Source organism: Hafnia alvei (assembly GCF_034424155.1).
GTDB lineage: Bacteria > Pseudomonadota > Gammaproteobacteria > Enterobacterales > Enterobacteriaceae > Hafnia > Hafnia alvei.
In genome coordinates this window covers 1,061,163-1,073,612 of the sequence record NZ_CP139992.1, presented here as the reverse complement: position 1 = coordinate 1,073,612, position 12,450 = coordinate 1,061,163, and the positions used below count along the sequence as shown (strand labels likewise).

10 protein-coding genes are annotated in these 12,450 nt (G+C 49.0%); 6 read left to right on the top strand and 4 right to left on the bottom strand.

Going from position 1 to position 12,450, the window contains the following annotated elements:
• The first annotated feature begins 197 nt into the window (after positions 1–197).
• Positions 198–2,219 (top strand): ATP-dependent nuclease, encoded by a 2,022-nt coding sequence (locus U0008_RS04945; RefSeq protein ID WP_038416544.1) that lies wholly within the window; start codon positions 198–200, stop codon positions 2,217–2,219.
• 5 nt (positions 2,220–2,224) lie between these two features.
• Positions 2,225–4,201, top strand: coding sequence for a UvrD-helicase domain-containing protein (locus U0008_RS04940; RefSeq protein ID WP_038416545.1), 1,977 nt, complete (start codon positions 2,225–2,227; stop codon positions 4,199–4,201).
• Positions 4,202–4,337: 136 nt separating this feature from the next.
• On the opposite strand, the gene qatD is transcribed toward U0008_RS04940, so the two are convergent.
• The 4 genes from qatD to qatA form a co-directional block, all read right to left on the bottom strand.
• Positions 4,338–5,129 (bottom strand): Qat anti-phage system TatD family nuclease QatD, encoded by a 792-nt coding sequence (qatD, locus tag U0008_RS04935; RefSeq protein ID WP_038416546.1) that lies wholly within the window; start codon positions 5,127–5,129, stop codon positions 4,338–4,340.
• Positions 5,126–6,499 carry a Qat anti-phage system QueC-like protein QatC gene (gene qatC / locus U0008_RS04930; protein WP_043491415.1) on the bottom strand — a complete coding sequence of 458 codons (1,374 nt, stop codon included), beginning with the start codon at positions 6,497–6,499 and terminating at the stop codon, positions 5,126–5,128. The genes qatD and qatC overlap by 4 nt, the downstream gene beginning before the upstream one ends.
• Positions 6,496–7,041 carry a Qat anti-phage system associated protein QatB gene (qatB, locus tag U0008_RS04925; protein ID WP_038416548.1) on the bottom strand — a complete coding sequence of 182 codons (546 nt, stop codon included), beginning with the start codon at positions 7,039–7,041 and terminating at the stop codon, positions 6,496–6,498. Before qatB ends, qatC begins: the two co-directional genes overlap by 4 nt.
• Before the next feature lie 278 nt (positions 7,042–7,319).
• Entirely contained in the window at positions 7,320–9,251 is a 1,932-nt protein-coding gene (qatA, locus tag U0008_RS04920) for a Qat anti-phage system ATPase QatA (protein ID WP_038416549.1), read from the bottom strand.
• 436 nt (positions 9,252–9,687) lie between these two features.
• Between qatA and U0008_RS04915 the strand changes: the two genes are divergently transcribed.
• From U0008_RS04915 to U0008_RS04900, 4 genes are all read left to right on the top strand, one after another.
• Positions 9,688–10,563, top strand: a complete 876-nt coding sequence (locus U0008_RS04915) for a GTPase family protein (RefSeq protein WP_043491412.1) — start codon at positions 9,688–9,690, stop codon at positions 10,561–10,563.
• Positions 10,564–10,776: 213 nt separating this feature from the next.
• A complete protein-coding gene (locus U0008_RS04910) occupies positions 10,777–11,484 on the top strand; it encodes a helix-turn-helix transcriptional regulator (protein ID WP_038416551.1) in 708 nt (235 codons plus the stop codon).
• 162 nt (positions 11,485–11,646) lie between these two features.
• Complete coding sequence (locus U0008_RS04905) at positions 11,647–11,862, top strand: hypothetical protein (protein ID WP_038416553.1); 216 nt, start codon at positions 11,647–11,649, stop codon at positions 11,860–11,862.
• Between the two features lie 144 nt (positions 11,863–12,006).
• Positions 12,007–12,417, top strand: coding sequence for a hypothetical protein (locus U0008_RS04900; protein WP_038416555.1), 411 nt, complete (start codon positions 12,007–12,009; stop codon positions 12,415–12,417).
• Positions 12,418–12,450: the final 33 nt, after the last annotated feature.

Below are 12,450 nucleotides of genomic sequence, written 5' to 3'. Positions count from 1 at the left end.
TATTTATAGCCTTCAAACAATGAAGTCTGAAGAAGCTCAGACAATAATACAGGCATTTCGAGCTTACCAATTTCTCCTTTTAACATTGGTAATAAACATAAAAAATGGGGCTTTCAAGGCTCGGTAGAAAACCAAACACTCTGGTTTCTTGACAATGCTCTTCTTGCTAAAATCGGTAACAGTGGAAGGAGTCTTAAATGTACATATCAGAAATTCGAATTGAGAACTTTCGGTTGTTTGGAGCCGCCGAAAACGCCTTTGTGCTAACACTAAATCCAGGGCTAACCGCATTAGTTGGAGAGAATGATGCGGGAAAGACCACTGTGATTGATGCCATCCGGTTAGTGCTAGGTACACGTGACCAAGATTTTATGCGCATTGACACCAGTGATTTTCACCAAGCCACTCCGCACTCTGAACGCGCGGATCAGATAGTAATCCGACTGACATTTAGTGGGCTTACGGCGGCAGATCGTGGTGCCTTTTCAGAATTTCTGACCTATGAAACGATTGGGGAAGCAGTCGAAACCGTACTCATCATCACTTGGGTGGCAAAACGCAATACTAAAGAAGGAAGCTCACGCCGGGTGCTTCCACCCGAATGGCGTACTGGCGCTATAGGGGATGGACCATTGCTTGATCTTGGAGCGAGATCGCTATTGACGGCGGCTTATCTACGTCCCCTTCGCGATGCCGAACGTGCGATGAGCGCAGGCCGAGGATCAAGATTATCGCAAATCCTACAGCACACAAAGGAAATACGTGAGACAGGAAATGCTTTCGACAGACATATCGATCCGCCAGTCGATCCGAAAACTTTGAGTATTCTCGGACTTGGAGATTATGCCAGCTATTTATTTGGTGAGAGTGAAGGTATTAAACAAGCACGCAAGCGTCTCAATGAAGAATATCTTGCTCCACTGTCATTCGCCAACGATATGCTGCTAGCACGGATAGGCGTCGCCAGCACACAGGAAGATAACCTCCGATTACGCCAACTACTCGAAAAACTTGAACTTACCTTGACTGGTTCGGCCGAAGTCGATAATCATCATAGTAGGGGACTTGGCTCTAACAATCTGCTATTCATGGCTTGTGAGTTACTTCTGCTTGCAGCCGAAAGCGACGGTTTTCCATTACTATTGATTGAAGAACCAGAGGCTCATCTCCATCCTCAGCGCCAGCTTCGTCTTATGTCATTCTTGCAAGAACAAGCAAAAAAAGAACGCACTGACCATCAACATATCCAAATTATCGTCACGACACATAGCCCTAGCCTTGCCTCAGAACTGCATCTTGACAATATAGCTTTAGTTGAGGGTGGCCGAGCCTTTCCACTATGTAAAGGTAAAACTCAGCTTAGCCCATCGGACTATCGCTTCCTTGAACGCTTCCTCGATGTGACCAAGGCTAATCTATTATTTGCTCGGGCCGTAATGATTGTTGAAGGCGATGCCGAAAATATTTTATTGCCAGTGTTAGCAAAACTTCTCGGCCGCGATTTCCATCATCATGGCGTGTCAGTTGTAAATGTTGGTGGCGTCGGTCTTGGTCGCTATGCACGAATCTTCATGCGGCAAGATCCTGAGAAGGACGGAATGATTAATATTCCGGTAGCATGCATCACTGACATGGACGTAATGCCTGATTTAGCACCATGGATCGTCGGCAAGCTCGAGGAAGGTCAACAAGTACCAGTTATACCGCCATCGAAACGACAATGGCGAATTAAGGCAGATTTTCCCGGTAATGCACTAGAGCAGCGCCGCATTATTCGACGAGCTAAAGCGTCGGGTCAGAATGTCGAAACCTTCGTAGCGGATGAATGGACACTCGAATATGATCTCGCTTTTCATGGCCTCGGTAAGCAAATGTATCAGGCTGCGTCGCTCGCACTCGCTGATGACCGACTCAACGCTGGTACAGCCATCAAAGCCGACATTATCACTGCTGCTGATGCAGCTTATGAAGCTATCATGGATAGTACTACTGACCTAGAGATTCTCAGTTCGCATGTCTACGCGTTATTCGAGTCGAATGGAGCATCAAAGGCAATCGCTGCGCAGTATATGGCAGAGCTATTAGAAAATGACATTGAGTCAGGTAAAATGGATTCGAACGCTCTGCTTAATCAATTACCTCCTTATATCATTGCAGCTATTTCACATGTAACTACACCATTCGATATAGCGATCAATGACACTGTGACTGAGGAATGACTTCAATGTTTGATGGCCTTATTCGCGAACAGGATATTGCTTGGGCAGCAGCACTGATGGGAGTTGGAGACGATGGTTTTGCTCCGGTCGGTGATGATGATAGTCGGCTTAAAGCAATGCTAAATCTCGACACGACCGATTTCGAGGCATGTCCCGGAAGTGGGAAAACAACATTGCTTGTTGCCAAGCTAGCGATATTAGCAATGCGTTGGCCATACCGCCAGCAGGGTATTTGTGTACTTTCACACACCAATGCAGCTCGTAACGAGATTAATGCTAAACTCAGCAACTCAGCTGCAGGGATCGCACTCTCACGCTACCCACACTTTGTTGGAACAATCCATTCGTTCGTCAATGAGTTTCTGGCCCTGCCATGGCTACGCTCGAAGGGTATAGCTGTGAGCTGTATCGACACGCAAATCGCCCTAATGAAACGTTGGAATATTCTTCCTAATAATACGCGTTGGGCGTTACAGCAGAATCGATTAACAGAAGCATGTCTAATCTACACTCAACCCGACTACTCTGGTGGCAATACTGGCAGATTCGGGCCACAGACCCCGACTTATCAGGCGATACTCGAGGCTCGTCGCACGATTAGCGAGCAAGGTTATTTCTGTTTCGATGAGATGTTTGTCTGGGCTAATGAGTTACTGAACAAGAATCCTGAGGCAGCAATGGATCTACGTCGGCGCTTCCCCTTAGTATTCATCGATGAAGCACAGGACAATAGCGAGGAACAATCGGCACTGTTGCATCGAATCTTCTGCGCTGGCGATTCACCGTCGCGGCGGCAACGATTCGGCGATTCGAATCAAGCAATCTATTCACGGACCGGACTCAAAGGTGCAAGTACCGATCCATTCCCAGGTTCCGTAGTCCATGTTCTTCCGCGAAGCTATCGCTTTTCCCAAGATATAGCCGATAAAGTAAAGGGCCTCGGCGTCGCGCCACAAGCATTAATTGGTGCCGGTCCACCAGCCCGAATAAATACCGAACCAAAAGCTCCAACAATCTTTCTCTTCGACGATGCCTCAGTGCAATCAGTCCTTCCCCGCTATGGCGATTATCTTATTGAATCCTTTGATGCAGCAACTTTAAAGTGTGGCGTGTTTACCGCAATCGCTGGAGTCCACGAGCTAAAAGAAGATGGCCTCGTCCCCCATGCTATAGGGCATTACGTACCCACCTATGACCCCAGTACCGCACGAAAGGAAGCAACTCCGAACAGTTTCGCGCAATATCTGGCTCGCGCATATATTGAGATTATGGGCAGCAACAACTGCGAAAAACTGGTGAATGCAACAGCCTCAGCATTGCTGGCCGCAAGTGAGTTATCAGGTAGCATACATAGTAGAGTATCGCGAAAATCACCGCATCGTCGAGTTGTTGAGCTTTTGGACGAGACAGAGGCAATTACAAGCTATAGGGCGCTACAAGAGAAACTCTTGGCAACTCGTGGAAATATTACACAAGATGATTGGAACACAGAATTGCTCCCATTAATTGTGTCATGCGTTAAGCAGTTGAGCGGCTCTTCAGTAATTGGCAATAGCGTCACGGCTTTCCTCGCCTGGCCACAGGTTAATACGTTTCAAGGAGAGGAAGTGACTCTCACACAGAGTTCTAATTTTGTATCTTATCCAAAAACTTCTCCCCTGGTCCAAATCCGGCTAGGGTCAATCCATTCCGTTAAAGGCGAGACGCACACTGCGACACTTGTACTTGATAGCTTCTACTTCAATCATCATCTTTGCGAACTAAAGCCTTGGTTACTCGGAACGAAGACTGGTGGTTCGACAGTTAATAAAAAAGGGAGACCAGTATTTGAGGGTTCACGTATGCTTGGCCGATTGAAGCTACATTATGTAGCTATGACACGTCCAACTCACCTCTTATGCCTTGCGATGCGCAAAGACGCATTTGTAGATGATGAAATTAACGTGCTCGAAGATCGTGGATGGAAAATTATTGATTGCTGAACTTCTACCTCCCTTTAGAAAAGTTAATGATAAGTGGCTCTTTGGAGCCACTTATCATTAGATGACATAGAGCATATTAGCTTTTAGGGGACTGAAGTATTCAACTATTCCCCTGTATTAATCCAACTAATTAGATTCATGAACTATTCTCACTGTGAGAACTATTGGTGACTAAACTTCGAAGATTATAAAGTATTCTCATAGCAGCATCTGTGTCCGATACGTGGTGGATCTGCGCGATTTCATGAACCGTACGCTGCACATCACGAGGGTGTATCGCTTTTTCTTCGTGAAACACAAAAGGTCCATCGGTCTCCGTCAAGATACGTTCGAAAGGCAAAAAGGACACCAGCTTTCGATGTTTAGGAGAACGTAGCATCTCTTCATTAATAGAGAAATAGCATCCAAGTTCAACAGCTCGTCGAGCCTCGGAGATACTCCCAGTGAACCAGTGTAGGACAGCCTTGCAATTTTCAGTAAGTCTGGTGTTTTCCAAATGTCCCAACACTTTGGCTGCAGCGCGAACGCTGTGGATGCTGAGAATCTTATCCCCCTGCTCGAAACAGGCATTCAGAATACGGGAAAAAATCCGCTCCTGTGCTTCAAAGCTGCGATAAAAGCGCGGGCTGGCATCAAGCCCTATCTCCCCAACGTAACGTGCAGAAGGGAGATAGTGCTCCAGTAACGCTATCTCATGCTCACGTTCCGCAATCAGCTGGGGATGTAGACCAAGTGCGACACGAACATAAGGAGAATCGGAAGTTAACTCCCGGTTACGCATCCATGCCTTGGGGGTTGTCGTCACCGCTAGCGTGGCAACACGTGAAATGTCACATTCACGGATGAGTGCAGAGTGATTGGGGTATAGATCCAGATGACAGTGAAAATCGACCCATTGTGGAGCGGGCTTCTGTCCTGCTAATTTCATGTAAGGGGCCTCGTTATGACTCCACTCAGCAGGCGTTCAACTTCTTTCATTCCTCTCAGATAAACACCTTCATACTCAGCTAAGCAGTCGGGATAGTCGCTGAGCGGCCCTGGTTTGTGAATATCAAATTTTGCTCGACTCGGTGATCGCGCCAATCTTGCCAGAGCAAATTGAAATGCCCGAACGTGTTCACCTTCAGGCTTAGAGCTGTCCAGTACCCGGCTACGGAGATCCGGGATACGGTAAATCGTATCGTCCGTGCCGAAAGCTGTAAACAATGATGCTCGCCTGATTAAGCATGGAACACATCGGCCACAGTGTGTTGATTGCTGCTCATTCAGCGCAGGGTTCCAACGCGTACTTTGCGGAGACGAACATGACATGGTGTCAGCCGCGTGTTGCCTTAGAAAAGCATGGTCATGGCAATGGATAGCCATCTCACCTTTGGTTTTGTAGGCGTAGGGATTTTCCAGATGTGCACTGATGCCAAGGTTGCTCAGCAGCTCATTAAAACGCGCCATGTAAAACGGATGGGTTGTCCGAGTACTTAGCGCTCCGACACGAAGCGGATCGAGGGGAACGTTGAGAGAGATCAAACCATTTTCAGGGACGTTTATCGTGACCGGCCCGCCGAGGGCGTCTGCGGCCATTGTCGCGAGCGAGAAAAACATGAAAGAGCGGCCACGAAGGGTGTTTTCTCCATCTTCTCCCTCAATCGTTGTTTTTTCAAACCCAACACGAGCTCGCACATGGCTGAACGATTGTCCATATCGCTCCGACAGCAGCTGAGCACACTTCTGCTGATAAACGCTGGTAGTCGTATCCCAGTAGTGGCTGATCAGAAGGGGGGTTCCCCCATTAGATAATAAATCAATGGCACCGATGAAGCTGTCGAGCCCCCCGGAAAACAAGCAAACAGAAGTAGGGTTCACCGAACGTTCCTTAGAGGATCGCTGAATGAGCCCGTGCTCAATAACAGGGCGCGAGCGGAAATGAATTGTCCAACGGTCGCCGGTAAGAAAATTCAACATCCTGCTGAGCAATCCAGTCTGACTATTCCATAATGTCGGGGAAGCTACCGGGATATAAAGTGCAATTTCGCGCGTCCACAGATCTTGAGCGTTATGCCCACGTGAGATTCGGGTGTCCGCCGCAGTCACCGTTGCGGCCAGTAGTGCCAGATCCACGGAGACATCCATTGGCGTTAAACCAAGATCACTCAAACCATTCAGCGCCTGCCCGAGACCGAAATCCAGTTTACCGTTCTCTTTGAGAAAATTAATTTCTGTCAGATGCGTGCTTTGGCGGCTGAGCTGTAAATCGGAGTTATCGTCAGTGCCCAAACGGGCAACTAAGGTATGATGGCTCATTCCAATCTCTCCCCTTCTCGGGCAAGTAATTCAAATGCCACGGTGTAAATCTCCTCCACTTTTCTGTCTATAGCATCCCCTGAAAGCCCTGTAAGATTCCTCAGCTCCTCACGGAGCTGTGTACGAGTAGCTCCATCAACAAAATCATGCAGGTCCTCCTGGATACTGACGATAGCGTCTATGTCGTCTGGTAACTTGATCCCATTTTTACCAATATCCGCCATGAGCCTCCCTTCAATGGAGTGAACCACGAAACCAATAAAGACTTCTTTTAATTGATCGGGAGTGAGCTCATCAAAATTCTCCTCTCCTACATCAGACATATCGGCGATGGTCTCTAGCATAGCCTGCCGCGCAACCCCCTCGTCAACCGAACCACCTGGAGGGCATAAAAATTCAACAAGGGAGAGAAGAGCAGTCGATGCAGACTGCCCTGCCAAATTACCAAGATTGAAGCGCTCAAGAGCCTGAGTAGCACCTCCCTGCTGATAGTCGCTGATGAGACCGAGCAGTCCCCCTGCTGCAGCGCGTGAGGCCCCCATACGGCGGCTGGCCCTGCCTGCGCCCCCCACTCCATTGCGGACATATCCAGCGACCGCCTTACCCAGAGAACTACGACTTCCTGAACGGGAGTATCGAGTAAAGTTTGCTTTCGGTGTGCTAAGTGGCCCTGAGCCACTCGAATCCGGTGGAATGAGTGGCGTATCCAGCGTGCTATCATCCGCAGGGTCAACAGGCGGCAGGGTCGGTGGAGATGGATTCTCCACGAAATCGGGGATTAGGCCATGAACAGGCCCCCCGTAAGCTTTTGAGGTTCCCATTAATGTTGATATCCCGATAACTGGAGGGTTGCTTTTGCTGATTTAGAGAGGGACAGATTTTCGTCCTGACTCGCCCATTCTTGGATCAGTTTTGTATATTCTTCTATTAACGTAGGGTCCACTAGGCTTTGCGCAATACGGGTAGCAAGCCATCCCCCTGCTTTTTTTACAGGAATGCGCCGTGCAAAATCAATCAATCTCCTTTGAAGGTGAGGTTGTGTTTCTACGAGATATTCGAGGCCGTCAAATCCTCTTGGTTTTCGATTGAAACTGTCTTCTTGGAAAAGCTTATCGCTAAGCATTTCGAATAATTCATCAGCATCCGGTGGACTCAGTTTCTCTAAATCCCCTTTGATTTTCACCATCCCAATTTTCGGGCCAAGAAGTTTCTCCATTATAGGAATGAGATGGCTTGATACGACCAGATTACTCAAAGTACTGTGTTTGTCACGAGTGACAAACACATATGGACGAAGATCCTCTCCAGAAAGTGCGGGCTCTGCTTTTGCCCAACCGATCGCCCAATCAATCTTCAGCCAGTTTTGGACGTCTTCAGACTCTGAGGAATTCTCTTTGCTGTCAGCGCGACTCTTCGGAGCAGTTTTCCCCCCTCTGACCAAGGCTTCAAACTCCGCCAAAGCTTCCGGTTTTCCCTCTGGATGATTAGATACAAGCTGAACAAGCTTTCCGTATACGCTGGGGTAAAAACGCTCAGCAAGCATAATTTTTGCCAATACAGGACGCTTAATGTCACTACCGAACCCGCGTTCATCAGCAATCGCCTGGCGTAACATCATTGAGTTCAAAAAGCGTTTAATCTGCCTTGGATTACCATGTGTCCCCGAACTAAGCATAGGGGTAACGTGTAGGCTGAATAGCAGCGCGTTTTCCACAACCTCCGGAATCTTTCCATTTAACGCTGCCATCACTGCCTCTCTGTCAAGCCCGCGGCTGATCCAAGGACGCTTCATCTCTTCCCGTGCTTTATTGAGCAATGCTTTAAAATTGTCGTCCTCCGAACCCAACGCATTTTCTGCAAGCAACAACGTGGTATATATACGCGTTTCTGCAGTTCCCAGTGCGGGGATTCGAAATGGAACCTGTATGAGCTTTTCAAGATAGTTGCGTGCATAACTTACCGGCCCGGTGCTTTGAGGCAGGTCGGGGAAATGGTCTTTTACCGCATATTCGATCATGGCTTCATCTGCACCGATAACAAATGCAGTTTTCTCTACAAACAAGAAAAGGCGAATAGCTTCGAGCGTTTCAATCGCGGTTTTAGGCAGGCAGCGATCAAGATCGTCAACGATCACCACTAGCTTTTCAATTTCAGCAGCATCAAGCAGCGCCCTGAACTCCTCACGGAAAGCATGAATATGTTTGGGTAGCGTATTACTATCAGTATCGGCCTCTTTGATGAAGCCTCCTGCTTTTTCAGCAAACGCTTTGAAATCTGCAGCAGAAAGCTTGTCCTGCGGAGCACTTAGAAAGTCGGATGCCAGTTCGTACATCCCCTTAATCTGATCAAATGTGGGTATGCCAGTAAATGCGGTAAACGCCAGTCCCCCCGCTTTCTTGGCCATTTTCAACCAGTCAATTCGACGAAGAACCTTTTTTGCTGCTTCTGCCACCTTGGTGCTCATCGGGCGCGAGGCAACAAGATCCTCGACGATGGTTTCGATGATTACAGTTTTAGCATCTTCGAATCCCTCAAACGTCCATCCGTTAAACCAGATACAGTGCGTTTTATCCTTTTTCTCGCAGGCAGCCTCAAGCATTTTTAGTACGCTTGATTTTCCCGCCCCCCAATCACCATGCACACCAATCGTAATGGGTGCATCTGACGTTTCATCAACAAGCCTAACCACTGTGCTGGCGATAGCGGTGTAGTACAGCAGGTCAGTGGACGTTTCTTGATCGTTTAAAAACATATGTTCCCTCATGGAAGCCAAATAGCAGCAACATCCTATCCATTACGGTCATTAATTGGTCGGGATGAAAATTTTCGCTGATTCGCTCATGTATCAAGAGCTAATTTCTAGATACTGAACTTAGTTCAGCAAGGCAACTGACAACACGTTGGGTTAAATCAGCATCACAATCTTTATTGTAAATAACACTACAAGAGGATAAATCCTAATCTCAAGCAGAAGTATTTGGAAGGAATTAGTACAAGAATAGTAAGGGAAATTGTTAAAGTGTTAACCTCATAGCAGTGAACAAATCATAACCTTCATGTCATAGACCTGTTCCAGTAATCAAGCGCCATCATCCATTCCAAATAATTTCAGATAGATATTATCTCTGTGAATCCCCCGCATCCTTTACCGGATTGCGGGGATTTTAATTTTCTTCACGGAGTTCTGTATGCATAAATCTGAAGGCCTTCAGTCCATTGAAAAACCGCTGGCATTATTGCCTCTCGCTATTGGCGAACAAATCCTTAAGCACATCCACAAGCTGGCAAACCACGAACCGGTAATTGGGATTATGGGGAAAACAGGCGCAGGCAAATCATCGCTCTGTAACGAACTTTTTCAGGGGGAGGTGTCCCCGGTCAGTGATGTAAACGCCTGCACCCGTGACGTACTGCGATTTCGTCTTCGCAGCGGTGATCGCAGCCTCGTTATCGTGGATTTACCTGGCGTGGGGGAAAGCGGGCAACGGGATCATGAATATATTGCGCTATACAACCGTATTCTGCCGGAGATGGATCTGATCCTGTGGGTCATCAAAGCCGACGATCGCGCATTGTCCGTCGATGAGTTGTTCTGGCACAGGGTGATGAAAAATCACCGCCAGCAGGTACTGTTCGTCATCAATCAGGCGGACAAAATGGAACCCAGCCATGAATGGGATGCCGCTACCGGTACACCTTCCGTGCTGCAACGGGCAAATCTCAGTGTTAAACAGGCCACGGTGACGGCGATGTTTAAACCGTATCATCCAGTATGCATTGTGTCTGCTCTCACTGGCTGGGGCATTGAGGAAATGGTGGAGACGATGATGCGCTGCCTACCTGACCACGCCACCAGCCCGCTGGCAACTCAACTACATGACAGGCTCTGCACGGAGCCGGTAAAAAAACAGGCCAGGGACAGCTTCAGCTATGCCGTGGGAAGGGGGTTTGATAGCGTGGAGTCATCCCTTCAGCTTCCGGCACCGGTTCGGGCGCTCATTCGTACCGTACGGGAAACCGTGGTGTCAGTCGCACGGGCCGTCTGGGACTGGATATTTTTCTGATATTGCTCAGGCATGGTCATTGCGTCGGACACACCCTGTCCGTTTATGCCGATTTTACACCAGGTAAAAAAGCCAGACACCCCGGCAGGCCGCGCCATTCCTGATATCGACCGATTTGAAAAATCGTCTTTCTGTGTCCATACCCTGCCATACCCCCTTGTTACACTAACCCACATCTTTTCAGTGAATTAGCTTACCGGAGAACGGAGCCTCATGACTCAGGCTGAACATCGCCATGACCGGCTTGCCGTCAGACTGTCGATGATTATTGGTCGTCTGGTGGCAGGCGAAACGCTGGATATGCGCAAACTGGCCGCCGAGTTTGGCGTGTCAGTCCGCACCCTGCGCCGGGATTTTCGTGAACGGCTGATGTACCTGGACCTTGAATATCGTCAGGGCCGGTGCCGTCTGCTGTCCGGCAGCCGTCAGCGGGAACTGGCAGTGATGACCTTTGCCCGTCAGTCAGGCGTTGAATCGCTGTTCCCAGGACTAGATGGCCATCTTGTCAGTTCGCTTCTGGGCGGTCCGGGGGAGTCGCCCTGCCTTATCTGGCAGGGAGAATCTGCACCGACCATCACCGACGGTGGGGTCTTTACCCAGCTGGTGAATGCCGTCCAGGAATGCCGGAAAGTGACCCTGCGTGGCAACGGATGCAGCCATACTGATATCGCCCCCTACCGGCTGGTTCTGCATGCCGGTAACTGGTATCTGACGGGGGCACACCAGACCCGCATCATCGCACTGCCACTGGCTGATATTCGGGTCGTCACGCTTCATCCCGACAGTTTTACCCCCGACGCCACGGTGCGCGACATCCTTTCCCGTCCGGATTTTTTACAGGCATTACCCCATTTCCGGTTCATTGGTGAAGTGCTGTCCGGCTTCGTCCCTGAACCACATCACCCCATAACAGAAGGATAACATGATGAAAATAAGACGTATCACACCCGGCAACCCGACTTCCGGCAAACGCTGCCCGGACTGTGGCTCTCACGACACCATTCCCTGGGCCGATGGCTGGATGTGCCGGGACTGCGGGTGTGAGTGGGGCAAAGATAACGGTTATCTGTAAAGGTGGCTCCCATGGGATTCTGGAAGACCGCCGGTAAACTCGCCGTTGAAGTGGCGAAGGACACACTCAGCAGTGCGCGTGAAGTGAAGGAGACGCATGACAGCCTGGAAGGCAAAAGCAATGCAGAGCTTAGAATGATAACCACTGACAATGGTTTTTTCAGCAGCACAACGGAATTGGAAAAGCGTCTGGCACGAAAGGTCCTGCGAGACCGGGGGGAACGTTAGTTATTTCGCAGGGCCTGCACAGGCCCTGCCTGTGGTTCATGTTCAGGGGGGAATGTCTTCTCGGTAATGATACGAAGGACACGAGCCAGCCTGCGCTCCCCGCCATATAAGCATTGTTACTTTAACAATAAACAGGATGAACAGATGAAAACATTTATATTGTCATTAATGGTTTCTGGTTTTTTATTAAGTGCCTCAGCCAGTGCTGCTGCGGTTAAATTGCCCCGGACAGTGGCTGATGTGAAAGGCGGCAGTGAGCTGATGTGCGGAAGTGAAGATGTGAAAGACGGGACCTGCAGCCTCATTAGTGTCTCTGATGACAGTCAATATGCCCTGCTGAGCAGCCCTGGCGGTTCGGCCTGTTATGACCCTTATCTCATCGTTGTCAACCTTGCCACCAGCAAGGGTAAAATGATGGATTATAACCGTCATGCGACATGTAGCGGCGCGGCAACCGCGAAGTTTGTCCGTTCACCCGATAAAGGCCATCTTACCGTTGTTATTTTCGACCCTACCATCAAAAAGAATGTCGGTCTTAATACCATTGACTTTTAAGACGGTTACAGGGCTCTTCCCAGAGCCTTTTTC